Source organism: Pseudomonas sp. dw_612, assembly GCF_018449725.1.
In the GTDB taxonomy this organism is placed as follows: domain Bacteria; phylum Pseudomonadota; class Gammaproteobacteria; order Pseudomonadales; family Pseudomonadaceae; genus Aquipseudomonas.
Genome location: NZ_JAAVVC010000043.1, coordinates 1 through 14,880, shown reverse-complemented (window position 1 = coordinate 14,880; position 14,880 = coordinate 1). Strand labels below are relative to the sequence as shown.

Genomic DNA, 14,880 nt, shown 5'->3' with positions numbered 1-14,880 from the left:
TGGGTTTTGTTTTGTCCGCAGGAAAGTGCACACCCAAAAAAGCCCCATTCAGAGATCCATCTGATGGGGCTTTTTTACGCCTGTAACGCGCAGCCGTTTAGTTCTCTCCACCTTCTTCAAGTTTGCCAACTGACGTGATCACATCAGTCATGCGCCTTCGTCCATTCACTTGATAGCTACGTTCGGCTCCCTCGAAATCTGGTTTTCGCAAATCGAGTTGAGTAAACAGCCCATCCTTGACGCTGTAACCACCAAACCAATCCATCATTCTCCCGATATAGCACTGCTTCTCGATCAGTACAGCTAAATCGCCGACAATTTCGAAGGTGTAATGTCCAGGGCCGTAACTGTAGTAGGCGCCGTCGCCTTCCCCTGTCGGGGGGATGGGGCAGAGAGGCTGACTCTGATCGCCCACATCTTTCGCTTTGGTTTTGCTTACTTCACTCAAGGCCTGGGTGAGCGCTTTATGTAGAGCAGGTTCCAACGTAATGCTGGAGCCGCTGGCGTCATCTTTTTGAATCTTGGGCACAGACAGTTGATAGCGGTAATTCACGCTCACAATGGGAACGTCGCCGATAACCTTTAAGGGATCAAGGAGGTAGAGCTGATCAACACCGTAGTAGCTGTTTCGGTAGGCGGCATACACACGGCCACGAATGTTGATCCAGTCGCTTGACTGGTTCGCGCCACGGCCATTGAGGGAAAAAAGCGAGCTGTCAGCGCTGGTCTCAGCGGTGCCCGTCCTTCTGACAAACACGTCTCCAACGCGGCGAAACGTTTCTACATAAGAAAAGAGCCCTGTCCCGCCTGAGTAGGTGTCGATGGCAAGATCCCGCAGTCCATCACCATCCAGGTCAATCAACGTGTATGAGCTATTGCCGTTCTCGCCGGTGCTCTCAATTTTAGAGGTGGTGAGAGCCTTCCACTCGTCCTGCGTGACGCCTGGGGGAATCGTTTTCGGGAAGTGCGCTTCTTCAAGGGCGTTATCGCCATCTGCCACGTTTGAAAAAGTAGTGGTGCCGACCTTTATCACAAGTGAATCAAGTGCCCGCTCCAACGGAAACTCTGCATCCATTTTGCTGGCCGTTTGTATGGCTCGTCGCAAATCCTCTGATGCCAGCCTGTCGACTTCATCAGGTTTGTTGGCGATGCCTTCACCCGATTGTTTTTGCAATGCCTGAAGGCGCTCGCGATAACTCTGATCGAGGCAAGCGACATTGTCGCCACACTGATCACGAGTTTTCAGCCAGTTCCGTTGGGCTGTCCTCAGTTCAGGCTGTGTCTTGATTAAACCCCGATAGGCCGATCCCATCTGAGTATCCAGCTCATACAGCGCTGTATTGGCGCAGATGGTTTTCTCAACGGGACTAGCCGCTTTCGTACAGTCCATTCCAGCCGCCAGTGCATGCTGAGTCAGCAGAGCACAAGCGGAAAAAATACAGCGTCCTTTGATGTACACAGTAATAAGGCCTCGAGTTCATAGAGTAAGTACGTCGCGACGCAGTCAAAGTGTGCATCAAGGTCAGCACCGATGCAGCCAAATGCACGTTTATACATCTCCCGCTTCAAGGGAACGCCACTCCTGGCCGATAACCCGAACGGTTGAGGTTCTCTTCGCTCGCGGCAATTTGCTGGTTGATGAGAAATCGCTTGATAGCCTTTTGCCGCCAGTTATCATCTGCGCGCCGAAAGGGCCGTAAAGACGTGTAGTTGCTCTTGGGTTGTTCTTCTTAAATTGCCTGGAAATCTTCGATGCTGTCGTATCACCAAAAGAGTTTTCTGATCGTCGATGATTTCTCGGATTTCCGCAGCTCCGTCAGGTCCATGCTGCGGGAACTGGGCGTCAAGGATGTCGACACCGCTGATACCGGTGAGCAGGCACTGCGCATGTGTTCGCAGAAAGCCTACGATTTCATCCTGCAGGATTTTCACCTGGGCGACGGCAAGAAGAACGGTCAACAGGTACTTGAAGACCTGATGATCGAGAAACTGATCAGCCATGAAAGCGTGTTTGTCATGGTTACCGCCGAGACCAGTCAGGCAATGGTGCTCAGCGCCCTGGAACACGAACCCGATGCTTACCTGACCAAGCCGTTCAACCGCTCGGGCCTGGCCCAGCGGCTGGAGCGATTGGTGCAACGCAAGACGTTGCTCAAACCGATTTTGCAGGCGCTGGACCGGGGCAAACCGGTCGAAGTGCTCAACGCGTGTATTGCCTTGTGCAAGCAGGACATCCGCTACTCGCCGCTGTGCCTGCGTTATCGCGCCGATGCCTTGCGCGACCTGAACCAGAACGAGGCGCTGGAGCGTCTCTACGACAGCATCATCGCTGACCGACCGTTGCCATGGGCGTTTGCCGGGCTCGGCAAATTGCTGTTCAAGCGCGGGCAAGTGGGGCAGGCCAAAGGGGTCTACGAAAAAGCCCTGAAAGTATTCCCGATGATGCCGGCGCTCTATGACGGTATGGCCGATGTGCTGGTTGCCGAGGGCGATACCAAGGGCGCTCAGCGGGTGTTGGAAGAAGCCATTCGCCTGTCGCCACTGGCGGTTCGTCGGCAGGCGTTGCTGGGTAAGCTGGCGATGGCCAACGAAGATTTTGAAACCGCCTCCAAAGCCTATCGACAGGCGGTGGCTCAAGGTGCGCAGTCACGTTTCAAGGATGCGGAAAGCAACCTGGGCTTGGCCCACGCCTTGATCAGCAAAGGCAGTGAAAAGGGCCTGGACACCCGGACCCGACTGGAAATCAACACGACGCTCAGCGCGGTGGCCAAGGAGAACCCTTCCGACCCGGGCCTGCAGATTCGTGCGCGGCTGATGAAAGCCACCAGCCTGTTGCTCAACGACGCCGAGACCGCCGAGAAGCTCACCGAGCAAGCGATGATGCGCCTCGATGGTATGGAGCAATTCATGAGTGCCGAAGCGGCGCTGCTGGTGGCCAAGCAACTGCAAATGCTCGGGCAGGCCAGCGCCGGTGCGTCGATGCTGAAAAACTGTGCGGAGATCTACGGCGACGATCCGTCGGTGATGCAAGGCATCGCCAAGTTGACCGATGACCCGACCATTCTCAATGCCGGTAACGCCGCCGCCGACCTCAACCGTCAAGGCGTGCGGGTGTACAAGACCGGCAACCTGGTGGAGGCGCGAGATGTATTCCGCAAAGCCCTGGCGCTGCAACCGAAGAACATCAGTATTGCGCTGAACATGGCGCAGTCGCTGCTGCATGGTACGGACATCAATGTTCCGTCGGCGGAACTCGAGGAATGCCGGGCCTGTTTGAAAACGGTTGGCCTGATGCCGGATACCGATGCGCGTTTTTCCCGTTATCAGAAACTGCGAAGCAAGGCGTTTGGCGAATGAACGACATCGAACAGGCACTCGATTTCTCCACGGTGATTGCCTCTACCGTGCACGACATGAAGAACTCTCTGGCGATGCTGATGCAGGCCCACAGCCAATGGCTGGCACGCCTGCCCGATCAACAGCATTCCAGAGAGCAGGGCATCATCGACTTCGAGTTCGCCCATCTCAACGGCATGCTGGTGCAGTTACTGGGGCTCTATAAGCTCGGCGTCAATCAGATGCCGTTGCAGCCGGCTTACCATGAGCTGGATGACTTTATCGAAGCGCAATTGGCGGCGCATCAAGAGGTGTTCGCCAGTCGCGGCATTATGGCCACCTATGAAGTCGATCCGCTGAGCCCGTTGGGTTTCTTCGATCGCGAACTGATCGCTTCGGTGCTGGCCAACTGCATCAACAATGCGATTCGTTATGCCAAGGATGCGTTGTTGATCACGGTCAGCGATGAGGCCGGTCAGTTGGTGATCACCATCAACGACGATGGCGACGGTTATCCGCCCGAGATGATCGAGCGCCAGGCGGATTATGTGCAGGGCATCAATCAAAGCTCGGGCAGCACTGGCCTGGGTCTGTACTTCGCCGGGCGGATCGCGGCATTGCATCAGCGCGACGGTACGGGCGGCTATACGCGCATCAGTAACGGCGGCCCGCTGGGCGGTGGTGTCTTCAGCCTTTATCTCCCCTGATGCACAGACCTGCGTTGTTTACGACGTTGTTGCGCTTTTTGTTCGCCAGTGCTTGAAATTCCGAACGGGCGGAGCCTATTTTGTACGGGTCGCCGTTCGCGGCTCGCACAACAACAAGGATTGCGTCATGACAACCGATGGCCAGCGTTCACTCGCTCAGCGATTGACGGGCATTGATGAGATTGAATGTGTTACGCCGGATTTGAACGGCGTACCACGGGGCAAAGTAATGACCGCCGAGGGTTTCCTCGAAGGGCGACGGTTGCAGATGGCGCGGGGGGTGCTGCTGCAATGCATCATGGGCGGATATCCGTCAGCGCGCTTTTACGGCAGCGATGACGGCGACCTGGCGCTGGTGCCGGATCCTGCGCAGATTCACCGCTTGCCCTGGAGCAAACAACCTCGGGCATTTGCCATTTGTGACGCGGACGAACTGACCGGCGAGAGTTCCTCTCTATCCACCCGTGGCCAACTCAAAGCCGTCATCGCCCGTTACACCGCCCGCGGCCTCGCGCCGGTGGTGGCGACCGAGCTCGAATTCTTTGTGTTCGCGCCCAACTCCGACCCGACGCAACCCTTCCAGCCGCCGCTGGGCCTGGATGGCCGTCGCGAGGACGGTCATTCGGCGTTCAGTGTCAGTTCGAATAACGGCTTGCGTCCGTTCTTCAGTGAAGTTTATGAATGCATGGCGGCCCTGGGCTTGCCTCGCGACACCTTTATGCACGAGATGGGCGTCAGCCAGTTCGAGATCAATCTGTTGCACGGCGATCCGCTGTTGCTGGCCGACCAGACCTTTTTGTTCAAGCATTTGCTCAAGGAAGTTGCGCTCAAGCATGGCCTGACGGTGGTGTGCATGGCCAAGCCGTTGGCCCACACGCCGGGCAGTTCGATGCATATTCACCAGAGCATCGTCGAGATCGGCAGCGGGCGTAATGTGTTCAGCGACAAAGCCGGGGAGCCGACGGCGACCTTCCGTCATTTCATCGGCGGTCAGCAGGCCGGCATGGCCGACTTCACGGCGTTGTTTGCACCGAACGTGAATTCGTATCAGCGCTTGTGCCATCCGTTTGCGTCGCCGAATAATGCCTGCTGGTCCCACGACAATCGGGCAGCGGGTTTGCGCATTCCGGCCAGTTCGCCGGTGGCCCGTCGCGTGGAGAATCGCTTGCCCGGCGCGGATGCCAATCCGTACCTGGCCATCGCCGCGAGCCTCGCCGCCGGGCTGCACGGCATCGAAAACGAGCTGGAACCGAGCGCGCCGATCCAGGGCGAATTCGTGGTGCCGGATAATCTTTCGTTGCCATGTACCTTGCACGCTGCCCTCGAACGTCTGAAACGTAGCCAATTGGCGAAGGAACTGTTCGGCAAGGAGTTCATCGAAGGTTACATCGCTTCGAAGACCATGGAGTTGACCAGCTTCTTTGATGAAATTACTCCCTGGGAACGGCGTGTTTTAGCAGCCCAGGCCTGACGATCCGTCGTCCTCGGGCTATCGTTTTCGATAGCCCGATCCCACTGCAAGGAGCCGCTCGGAACGCCGATGCGCCAAATCTGGAAATCCTTTCGAGCGCTGTATTTTGCCTCGCTGATGATGTTGATCGGCTCAGGCTTGTTAAGTACCTATCTGGGCTTGCGCCTGGCTGCCGATCATGTCGACAGCTTGTGGGTCGGTGCCCTGATGGCGGCCAACTATTTCGGCCTGGTGCTGGGTGGCAAGATCGGCCACCGACTGATTGCCCGGGTCGGGCATATTCGCGCCTATGCCGCGTGCGCCGGGATTGTCGGCGCCGCAGTGCTCGGCCACGGCTTGATTGATTGGCTGCCTGCGTGGCTGTTTCTGCGGGTCATCGTCGGCCTTGGCATGATGTGCCAGTACATGGTCATCGAGAGCTGGCTCAATGAGCAGGCTGAAGCCAAGCAGCGCGGGCTGGTGTTCAGCGGCTACATGATTGCCTCGTACCTGGGGCTGGTCTTGGGTCAACTGATTCTGGTTCTGCACCCGGCCCTGGGCCTGGAACTGCTGATGCTGGTCGCGCTGTGCTTTGCGTTGTGCCTGGTGCCGGTGGCCCTGACCCGACGCATTCACCCGGCGCCTTTGCATCCGGCCCCGATGGAGCCGCGGTTCTTCATCAAGCGCGTGCCGCAGTCGTTGAGCACGGTGTTGGGCGCGGGTTTGATCGTGGGTTCTTTCTACGGTCTGGCGCCGCTGTATGCCTCGCAACAGGGGTTGTCCACGGAGCAGGTCGGTCTGTTCATGGGTAGCTGCATCTTCGCCGGGCTGGTGGTGCAGTGGCCGCTGGGCTGGTTGTCCGATCGATATGATCGGGCGCTGCTGATCCGCTGTTTTGCCCTGTGCCTGGCGGTTGCTGCGTTGCCGTTGGCGATCATGACTGAGGTGCCGCTGGAAGTGCTGTTTATCGCGGGGTTCCTCTGTTCGCTGGTGCAGTTCTGTCTGTATCCGTTGGCCGTGGCGTTTTCCAACGACCACGTGGAAGGTGATCGCCGGGTGTCCCTCACGGCGATGCTGCTGGTGACCTACGGTGTCGGCGCCAGTATCGGGCCACTGGTGGCCGGGGTGCTGATGAAGCTGTTCGGCAGCCACATGCTGTATGCCTTCTTCAGTTTCTTTGCGCTGGTGCTGGTATGGCGGATTCGCCCGAAAGCGGTGACCAACCTGCATGTGGTCGACGATGCGCCGCTGCATCACGTGGCGATGCCGGACAGCATGTCGAGTTCGCCGCTGGTGGCGTGCCTCGACCCACGGGTCGATGAGCAAGTGGTGCAAGATCAGATGCAGAATCCGATCGAGCCTCAACCGGAGCCCGAGCCGGAACCCGAAGTCGATCCGTCCCCGGATGATCCGGAAGACCCGGACGCCGGCCGCGAACAAAGTTTTACCGAGGCCAGGCCTTAAATCGAGGCACAAAAAAACGGGCAGTCACCGCAAGGGGGCTGCCCGTTTTTCATTGAAGCGTCGTGATTACATGTCGTCTTTGTCGAAGCGTCGGGCTTCGCGCTGCAGCTGATAGACGAAGCGCTCGACCTGCCGTTGCACCAGGCCGCTCATGTTGTGAAAGCGTACGCCGGCGAAGGTGGTAGAGATTCTTTCTTCGAAGTGCAGGTAACGCAGTTCAACCGGAGCGGTCATGCTGCCGAAGGGCAGGGCGGCGACGAAGCGGTCGTAGACCTGGCCCAATTGCAGGCTGGAGGTGATGTCGCCCTCGAAGCGCAATTTGCAGCCGGTGGCAGAGATGTCCAGCAACTTGCCGTTGATCGGCGACTTGAGCTTTTCTCCACCCAGCTCGACGTTGACCAGTTGCGCCAGCTTCAACGCAGCGCGAAAGGCATTGCGGCGCTGGTGATAAACCACCTCGGTGGGCATTGCACCCCGGTAGCATCGACCGTCACCGGATTCGTCGATGGTCAATGTGCCGTTGCTGTCCCAGGCAATGCGCACGCCGTCGTGAAAGCCTTCGACCCGGAACGGTTCGCCGGCCAGCAGGTAGCGTTCACCGTCGCGAGGAATCATTTCGTCCAGGGCGATCATGTTGCTGTCACGATCGATGTCCACCAGATAGCTCTGGAAGCGCTGGCTGCGCTCATGGAATGTGATGATCAGCGGGTCATGGCTTTCTTGCAGCTGGCGCAGGTTGCCGGAGATCTCCAGAGGCGTGGTGAGCACCTTGGGTGGTTGCGGAGCATCTTCCGCGCTTGAGGCATTGAACACGGTTCATCAATCTCCAGACAAAATATGACTACTAGCCAGCATTCTGCCAGCATGTTTCGCGTCTTGATAGGGCGTGCTCATTTGTGAGCTCAAGCCTGACTGAGCGGGCGTGGCTTCGCAAGCTTGGCGGTTGATCCGCGGGCATCATAGAGCGCTGGAGGTTCACCACCGGTGAGGATTTTCAGCTGATTGGCCGTGGCGGCCTGCTGCATCAGGATCGACTGGCCATTTTTGACGTTGGCCACCTGGCATTGAGCCAGGAGATCGGTCAGGACATCGCTCTGTTGCAGCAACTGATCGCCAATGCTCGAGTGGCCGGCGAGTTGCTCAAGGCCGCTGCGAGTGATGGGCAGGTTGAGGCTGGCGAGGATTTCGCTACGCTTGCGGCCATGCTGGTCGAGCAAAATGATCAATGCCTGTTTCTGCGCCAGAATCTCTTCGAGCAGTGGCATGTCGCGACCGTGCAAGGCGAGGGATTCGGTTTGCAGTAACTCCAGCAAGCGTTGAGCTGGAGCAAAGTCGTCGGTGATCAGTTGCAGTAGATTAGTGTCGTGCATGGCTGGCCTTGGGTTTTAAGCGTCCAAAAGCCTGGCGCAGGCGGTGGCCTAGCGCTGGGCTTCGAAGTTGAGCAGTTTGCTGGCTACACGGCTGCTGTCGACTTTATAGCTGCCATCGGCAATCGCTGCTTTCAACTCGGCCACACGGGCGTTGTCGACGGCAGGCTGATCGCGCAGCTTGTCAGTGACCTTCTGCAACTGTTGAGCCTCATTGCTGAGATGTACGGATTCCCCGCTTTTGACGGTACCAGCCTGTTCGGCCGGGGTATTCAGCGGCGCGGATTTGCCGGCGTCGGCGGTTTCCTTGGCAACGCTGGTACGTGTACTGCCCGTAAGTGACGAGGAGCTGTTCAAACGGCTGAAATCGATGACCATGATAAAAAAACCTCTGGGAATTTGGACGCTTGCCATGTTTTCGGCAATCCCTGCGAAAACTTTAGACTCATTTGAGCAATGAGCTGCATGCGCCAGCGCTGCATGGGCACAGTTTAGGTAACCGCCTGCCAGAGCGCCATAGCTTCACAAATCACAGAGCCCTACATGGACACTTCCACCTGGCCCGGCGCGGTGACTTGCGCCTTGATAACCCGCATTGAGTTGAGGTTTTTGACCCGTATTTGCTCGGCCAGGCCGCCATTGGAGAGCGCTTCGCCCGGCATGCGCACACTGAGCGTACCACTGCGGGCGGTGATCACCACTTGATCGCCTTTGCGCACGACTTCCGCCTGTTCGAGGTGAACCAGGGTCAGGACCTGATCGGTGACCGTTGGTCGGGTAAGTTTCTGTCCGATGGCCTGGTCAACCGAGGTGAAATAGCCCTGGTTGATCAGGCTGATGTCCCGCTCACGCAGGGTGACGTCGCCGGGCTCGATAATGCCGGCGCGTTTGAGTGGGCGAGTGGTGGTGACGACGTCCCGAAACAGGCGCACTTGAGCGGGTACGAACACTGTCCACGGAGAACTGCCCTCACAGCGAACCTTGACCGTCACCCGGCCAATCGGGGTGGCCGGACTCTCCAGCGAGGCTGTCAATTCCTTGTCGCACATGGGCATGCGCAGACGCGGATCGAGCTGTTTGACCTCGATTTCGTAGCGTCCTTCCGTTTGACTGGTGGCCAGATAGTCTTCTACGGTGAATTCAAGAAAGCCCTGCGTGACGCCGATAAGCATGTCAGGCAAGGTAACCGTATCAGCAACGGCAGGGCTGCCGGGGGCTAACAGGCAAACAGCCGATATCACGCAAAGCAATTTGCGGTAGTTTGATGTCAGGCGTCGGAAAAATGTCGTTGGTTCGTTCATACGGGTTAAAAAGCAAGCGCCGTGCCGTTTAGTGATGAATGTGCGTCGCAACACAACTTAGCGTTGGTGTAGGAGTCTCGGCATGGCTGGTGTAATGGATTCGGTAAACCAGCGCACGCAACTGGTAGGGCAGAATCGCCTGGAGCTGTTGTTGTTCCGTCTCGACGGCCAGCAGCTGTACGGGATCAACGTGTTCAAGGTTCGTGAGGTGCTGCAATGCCCCAAACTGACTCTGATGCCCAAGTCCAGTCCCGTCGTGTGCGGTGTGGCAAATATTCGTGGGGCAACGATTCCGATCCTTGATCTGGCGATGGCGACCGGTTCCGGTCGGTTGCTCGATCAAAGCAATCCATTCGTAATCATCACGGAGTACAACACCAAGACCCAAGGCTTCCTGGTCCGGTCGGTAGAGCGCATCGTCAACATGAACTGGGAGGAGATTCATCCGCCACCCAAGGGCACTGGACGCGATCATTACCTCACGGCTGTGACTCGGGTCGACAATCAGTTAGTCGAAATCATCGACGTCGAGAAGATCCTGGCGGAAGTGGCGCCGACACCGGAAGCGATTTCGGTGGGTGTGGTCGATGTCGAAACCCAGCACAAGGCCTTGTCCTTGCGGGTGCTGACGGTCGATGACTCGTCGGTGGCGCGCAAGCAAGTCTCGCGTTGCCTGCAAACGGTCGGCGTCGAAGTGGTGGCGTTGAACGACGGTCGGCAAGCGCTGGATTATCTGCGCAAGCTGGTCGACGAGGGCAAGAAGCCGGAAGAAGAGTTCCTGATGATGATTTCCGACATCGAGATGCCGGAGATGGACGGGTACACCCTGACGGCCGAGATTCGCAGCGACCCGCGCATGCAAAAGCTTCATATCATCCTGCATACTTCGTTGTCGGGCGTATTCAATCAGGCGATGGTCAAGAAAGTCGGTGCCGATGACTTCCTTGCCAAATTCCGCCCTGATGACCTGGCATCCCGGGTAGTCGACCGGATCAAAGCAGCAGACATCAGCTAGGGGCCTTTTGCCCCTGGCGATCAAAACGATTTAAGAGGCGGTATCTTTGTCTACGGGTAATTTGGATTTCGAACAGTTCCGGGTCTTCCTGGAAAAAGCCTGTGGCATTTTGCTCGGTGAAAACAAGCAATACCTGGTCTCGAGCCGTCTCAACAAACTGATGGAACAGCAGGGCATCAAATCCCTGGGTGAGCTGGTTCAGCGCATCCAGACCCAGCCGCGCAGTGGTTTGCGCGAGATGGTGGTGGATGCCATGACCACCAACGAAACCCTGTGGTTTCGTGACACCTATCCGTTTGAAGTCTTGAAGAACAAGGTACTGCCCGAAGCGATCAAGGCGGCTCCCGGCCAGCGCCTGCGAATCTGGTCGGCGGCGTGCTCGTCGGGTCAGGAACCGTATTCGCTGTCGATGTCGATCGACGAGTTCGAGCGGACCAACATGGGTCAATTGAAGATGGGCGTGCAGATCGTGGCCACCGATCTGTCCGGCACCATGCTGACCAACTGCAAGACCGGCGAGTACGACAGCCTGGCGATCGGTCGCGGTCTGTCGCCCGAACGCCTGCAGCGTTACTTCGATCCGAAAGGACCGGGGCGCTGGGCCATCAAGGCGCCGATCAAGAGCCGGGTAGAGTTTCGTTCGTTCAACCTGCTCGATAGCTACGCGGCCCTGGGCAAGTTCGACATCGTGTTCTGCCGCAACGTGTTGATCTACTTCTCCGCCGAGGTGAAGAAAGACATCCTGCTGCGCATCCACAGCACCTTGAAGCCGGGCGGTTACCTGTTCCTCGGCGCTTCCGAAGCGCTGAACGGTTTGCCGGATCATTACCAGATGGTCCAGTGCAGCCCGGGAATCATTTACCAGGCGAAGTGATGCAAAGCGGCAGGCATAAAAATCGGGAGTCCTCTGGACTCCCTTTTTTATGCCTGCCGCTTTGCATCACGTAGGAGCTGCCGGAGGCTGCGATCTTTTGATCTTTGTTTTTAGATCAAGATCAAAAGATCGCAGCCTGCGGCAGCTCCTACAGGGGGGGCGGGTGCAATCCAGGAGGCGAGCGGGGCAGTCTGGAAAGCGGCAGAAAAGCGGCAGACGGCGGAAACCCGTTGCCGCTTTTCTGGCATTGCCGCTTTGCCGATCCCCGCAAAGCCCCGGTTTACGGCGTTTTTTGAATTGGCACGCCGCTTGCTATGTTCAAGTTACGAAAAATCAGGTCACCCGAAGGTTTCCCGACATGAGCATCAGCTTCGATAAAGCGCTCGGTATCCACGAACAAGCCCTGGGCTTCCGCGCCCAGCGTGCTGAAGTCCTGGCCAACAACATTGCCAACGCCGACACCCCGAACTACAAGGCTCGGGATCTGGACTTCTCCAAAGTGCTTGCCGCACAGAACGAGAAAACCAAGAGCGGTACTTTCGCCTTGAACTTGACCAACAGCCGTCATATCGAAGCTGAAGGCCTGGGCAATGGCGACGAGTCGCTGCTGTATCGCACGCCGATGCAACCGTCGATCGACCAGAACACCGTGGACGCTCAACTGGAACAGTCGAACTACGCGGAAAACGCCGTGGGCTTCCAGGCCAGCTTCACCCTGCTCAACAGCAAATTCAAAGGGCTGGTTTCAGCCCTGCGTGGAGAGTAAGTCATGTCCCTTGCCAGTGTTTTCAACATCGCCGGTAGCGGCATGAGTGCCCAGACCACTCGCCTGAACACCGTCGCTTCGAACATCGCCAACGCCGAAACCGTCTCGTCGAGCATCGACAAGACCTACCGTGCCCGTCACCCGGTGTTCGCCACCATGTTTCAGGACGGCCAGAACGGCGGCAGCGATTCGTTGTACCAGAGCCAGGACGCCGCCGGTCAAGGCGTGCAAGTGCTGGGCGTGGTCGAAGACCAGAGCAACCTTGAAGCGCGCTACGAGCCGAACCATCCGGCCGCCGACGCCAAGGGCTACGTCTACTACCCGAACGTCAACGTCGTTGAAGAAATGGCCGACATGATTTCCGCGAGCCGTTCGTTCCAGACCAACGCCGAAATGATGAACACCGCCAAAACCATGATGCAGAAGGTCCTGACCCTCGGTCAGTGATAAGGGGCGACTCAGATGAGTGTTACCGATACCACCAGCAGCCTCAGCATTAACGACATCCTGGCGAACTCTTCCGTCAAGTCCAGCAGCTCCACGTCGGGCGGCATTGCCGGCGCGACTAACAGCGCAACGGGCGGCCAGACGTTGGGCAAGGACGCGTTCCTGCAGTTGCTGGTGACTCAGCTCAAAAACCAGAACCCGCTGGACCCGCAGGACAACAGTGCGTTCGTCGCCCAGTTGGCCCAGTTCAGCAGCCTGGAAGGCATCACCACGCTCAACAGCACGGTCAGCTCGATTGCCGGCAACTACAGCTCTTCGCAAGCGTTGCAGGCGTCGTCCCTGGTTGGCCGTTCCGTGATCGTGCAGACCAACGATATCCAGGTCGATGATCCGACCAAAGCTGTGAACGGCTCGGTGAACCTGACCTCGTCGATCGCCAGCGGCACCGTGACCATTGCCGACAAAGACGGCAAGACCGTCCGGACCATCGACCTCGGCACCCGTGCGGTCGGCAGTTCCAGCTTCACGTGGGATGGCAAGGATTCGAGCGGCAACCCCGTTCCGGTCGGCGCCTACACCATCAAGGCCAGTGCACCGATCAACGGCACGGCGACGGATCTGGCGGTGTACCTGCCGGCTACCGTCAACAGCGTGACCCTGAGCCAGACCGGCGGCGAGCTGATGCTCAACCTCGCAGGCCTGGGCCCGGTTGCCCTGTCCAAAGTTCAAACCATTGGTATATAGAGCCGACTAACCCGGCACAGAGGAGTGGAATATGTCTTTCAATATCGGCCTTAGCGGTCTCTATGCAGCCAACAAACAACTGGACGTGACCGGTAACAACATCGCCAACGTCGCGACCACCGGTTTCAAATCCTCCCGTACCGAATTTGAAGACGTCTACTCGGCGACCAAACTCGGCAGCGGCAGCCAAGTGGTCGGCAGCGGTGTGCGCCTGGCCAACGTTTCCCAGCAGTTCACCCAAGGTGACATCAACAACACCGGTAACGTGCTGGACATGGGCATCAACGGCTCGGGCTTCTTCACCCTGAGCAACAACGGTTCGACGTCCTACACCCGTAACGGTACGTTCAAGGTCGACAAGGACGGTTACATCACCAACACCGATTACACCTCCCGCCTGCAAGGCTATGGTGTGGATGCCAACGGCAAGATCATCAATGGCGTGTTGACCGACCTGAAACTCGATACGTCGAATCTGGCGCCGAAGACCACTTCGCTCGTGACTTCGACGATCAACCTGAATTCGACGTCCCCGGCGATCGACGATACCGTCCCGACCGGCAAGTTCGACCCGACCCTGACGGCGACGTACACCAAGTCGTTCAGCACCCCGATCTATGACAGCCAGGGCAATCAGCACACCATGGATCAGTACATGGTGAAAACGGGTGCCAACACTTGGAAGGTCTACACCCTGGTAGACGGCCGCAACCCGGATGCTACCGGCAGCGATCCGAAAGTCACCGCACCGGTAGCGTCGACACTGTCGTTCGACACCAATGGTAAATTGACTCAGGTCAGCACGCCTAACCCGCTGCCGCCTCCTGCACCGACGCCAGTCATCAGCAGCGACCTGAAACTGACCAGTTGGGTACCGGGCACTGTCACCAATGGCGTCTGGAAGGCTAACGGCGCCGCCTCCAGCCCGACGATAACCATCTCCATGGCCAGTACCACTCAGTACAACGCTGACACCGCGCGTTCGATCCCGACCCAGGACGGCTACGCCACAGGCCAAATCACCAACCTGACGATCGACGGCACCGGCACCCTGTTCGCCAACTTCAGCAACAACCAGAGCAAGGCCATCGGCCAGGTTGCGCTGGCCAGCTTCACTAACGAACAAGGCCTGCAAGCGATCGGCGGCACCAGCTGGAAAGAGACGTTCGCCTCGGGTATCCCGGGCTACGACGCTCCGGAAACCGGGACGCTGGGTTCCATCGAGTCCAACTCCCTGGAAGAGTCCAACGTCAACCTGACCAACGAACTGGTCAACCTGATCAAGGCGCAGAGCAACTACCAGGCGAACGCCAAGACCATCTCCACCCAGAGCACCATCATGCAGACCATCATTCAGATGACCTGATATTGGTTGGGTTGTAGTGCTTCACCAAAAGCCCCTCGCGAGA

15 protein-coding genes are annotated in these 14,880 nt (G+C 57.9%); 10 read left to right on the top strand and 5 right to left on the bottom strand.

Going from position 1 to position 14,880, the window contains the following annotated elements; translation table 11 throughout:
- Nucleotides 1-97 precede the first annotated feature (97 nt).
- Entirely contained in the window at nt 98-1,459 is a 1,362-nt protein-coding gene (locus tag HB680_RS32175; protein WP_213942281.1) for a lysozyme inhibitor LprI family protein, read from the bottom strand.
- 293 nt (nt 1,460-1,752) lie between these two features.
- On the opposite strand from HB680_RS32175, the gene HB680_RS32170 reads away from it, so the two are divergent.
- The 4 genes from HB680_RS32170 (at nt 1,753) to HB680_RS32155 (ending at nt 6,957) form a co-directional block, all read left to right on the top strand.
- Nucleotides 1,753-3,357, top strand: a complete 1,605-nt coding sequence (locus HB680_RS32170) for a tetratricopeptide repeat-containing response regulator (RefSeq protein ID WP_213942280.1) — start codon at nt 1,753-1,755, stop codon at nt 3,355-3,357.
- Nucleotides 3,354-4,043, top strand: a complete 690-nt coding sequence (locus HB680_RS32165) for a HAMP domain-containing sensor histidine kinase (RefSeq protein ID WP_213942279.1) — start codon at nt 3,354-3,356, stop codon at nt 4,041-4,043. The genes HB680_RS32170 and HB680_RS32165 overlap by 4 nt, the downstream gene beginning before the upstream one ends.
- A gap of 229 nt (nt 4,044-4,272) precedes the next feature.
- Nucleotides 4,273-5,514, top strand: coding sequence for a glutamine synthetase family protein (locus HB680_RS32160; protein WP_213942282.1), 1,242 nt, complete (start codon nt 4,273-4,275; stop codon nt 5,512-5,514).
- A gap of 69 nt (nt 5,515-5,583) precedes the next feature.
- Nucleotides 5,584-6,957, top strand: coding sequence for an MFS transporter (locus HB680_RS32155; protein WP_213942278.1), 1,374 nt, complete (start codon nt 5,584-5,586; stop codon nt 6,955-6,957).
- Nucleotides 6,958-7,023: 66 nt separating this feature from the next.
- Here HB680_RS32155 and HB680_RS32150 read toward each other — a convergent pair whose 3' ends face one another.
- From HB680_RS32150 to flgA, 4 genes are all read right to left on the bottom strand, one after another.
- Nucleotides 7,024-7,770, bottom strand: coding sequence for a flagellar brake protein (locus HB680_RS32150; protein ID WP_213942277.1), 747 nt, complete (start codon nt 7,768-7,770; stop codon nt 7,024-7,026).
- Between the two features lie 89 nt (nt 7,771-7,859).
- Nucleotides 7,860-8,327, bottom strand: coding sequence for a flagellar protein FlgN (locus HB680_RS32145; RefSeq protein ID WP_213942276.1), 468 nt, complete (start codon nt 8,325-8,327; stop codon nt 7,860-7,862).
- 48 nt (nt 8,328-8,375) lie between these two features.
- Nucleotides 8,376-8,702, bottom strand: coding sequence for a flagellar biosynthesis anti-sigma factor FlgM (flgM, locus tag HB680_RS32140; RefSeq protein WP_149662259.1), 327 nt, complete (start codon nt 8,700-8,702; stop codon nt 8,376-8,378).
- 161 nt (nt 8,703-8,863) lie between these two features.
- Nucleotides 8,864-9,625, bottom strand: coding sequence for a flagellar basal body P-ring formation chaperone FlgA (flgA, locus tag HB680_RS32135; RefSeq protein WP_213942275.1), 762 nt, complete (start codon nt 9,623-9,625; stop codon nt 8,864-8,866).
- 82 nt (nt 9,626-9,707) lie between these two features.
- Here flgA and HB680_RS32130 point away from each other — a divergent pair, with 82 nt between their 5' ends.
- The 6 genes from HB680_RS32130 (at nt 9,708) to flgE (ending at nt 14,837) form a co-directional block, all read left to right on the top strand.
- A complete protein-coding gene (locus tag HB680_RS32130; RefSeq protein WP_123516618.1) occupies nt 9,708-10,640 on the top strand; it encodes a chemotaxis protein CheV in 933 nt (310 codons plus the stop codon).
- A gap of 46 nt (nt 10,641-10,686) precedes the next feature.
- On the top strand, nt 10,687-11,514 hold the full coding sequence (gene cheR / locus HB680_RS32125) for a protein-glutamate O-methyltransferase CheR (RefSeq protein ID WP_213942274.1): 828 nt from the start codon (nt 10,687-10,689) through the stop codon (nt 11,512-11,514).
- Nucleotides 11,515-11,872: 358 nt separating this feature from the next.
- Entirely contained in the window at nt 11,873-12,280 is a 408-nt protein-coding gene (flgB, locus tag HB680_RS32120) for a flagellar basal body rod protein FlgB (RefSeq protein WP_213942273.1), read from the top strand.
- Between the two features lie 3 nt (nt 12,281-12,283).
- A complete protein-coding gene (flgC, locus tag HB680_RS32115; protein WP_213942272.1) occupies nt 12,284-12,727 on the top strand; it encodes a flagellar basal body rod protein FlgC in 444 nt (147 codons plus the stop codon).
- Nucleotides 12,728-12,742: 15 nt separating this feature from the next.
- Nucleotides 12,743-13,471, top strand: coding sequence for a flagellar hook assembly protein FlgD (flgD, locus tag HB680_RS32110; RefSeq protein WP_213942271.1), 729 nt, complete (start codon nt 12,743-12,745; stop codon nt 13,469-13,471).
- Between the two features lie 31 nt (nt 13,472-13,502).
- Nucleotides 13,503-14,837, top strand: a complete 1,335-nt coding sequence (gene flgE / locus HB680_RS32105) for a flagellar hook protein FlgE (RefSeq protein WP_213942270.1) — start codon at nt 13,503-13,505, stop codon at nt 14,835-14,837.
- The last annotated feature ends 43 nt before the right edge of the window (nt 14,838-14,880 follow it).

Bases quoted from the DNA above. Each gene is read 5' to 3' on its own strand.
- HB680_RS32170 (WP_213942280.1), top strand. From the start codon at position 1,753: ATGCTGTCGTATCACCAAAAGAGTTTTCTGATCGTCGATGATTTCTCG.
- HB680_RS32165 (WP_213942279.1), top strand. From the start codon at position 3,354: ATGAACGACATCGAACAGGCACTCGATTTCTCCACGGTGATTGCCTCT.
- HB680_RS32160 (WP_213942282.1), top strand. From the start codon at position 4,273: ATGACCGCCGAGGGTTTCCTCGAAGGGCGACGGTTGCAGATGGCGCGG.
- HB680_RS32155 (WP_213942278.1), top strand. From the start codon at position 5,584: ATGCGCCAAATCTGGAAATCCTTTCGAGCGCTGTATTTTGCCTCGCTG.
- HB680_RS32145 (WP_213942276.1), bottom strand. From the start codon at position 8,327: ATGCACGACACTAATCTACTGCAACTGATCACCGACGACTTTGCTCCA.
- flgM (WP_149662259.1), bottom strand. From the start codon at position 8,702: ATGGTCATCGATTTCAGCCGTTTGAACAGCTCCTCGTCACTTACGGGC.
- flgA (WP_213942275.1), bottom strand. From the start codon at position 9,625: ATGAACGAACCAACGACATTTTTCCGACGCCTGACATCAAACTACCGC.
- HB680_RS32130 (WP_123516618.1), top strand. From the start codon at position 9,708: ATGGCTGGTGTAATGGATTCGGTAAACCAGCGCACGCAACTGGTAGGG.
- flgB (WP_213942273.1), top strand. From the start codon at position 11,873: ATGAGCATCAGCTTCGATAAAGCGCTCGGTATCCACGAACAAGCCCTG.
- flgC (WP_213942272.1), top strand. From the start codon at position 12,284: ATGTCCCTTGCCAGTGTTTTCAACATCGCCGGTAGCGGCATGAGTGCC.
- flgD (WP_213942271.1), top strand. From the start codon at position 12,743: ATGAGTGTTACCGATACCACCAGCAGCCTCAGCATTAACGACATCCTG.
- flgE (WP_213942270.1), top strand. From the start codon at position 13,503: ATGTCTTTCAATATCGGCCTTAGCGGTCTCTATGCAGCCAACAAACAA.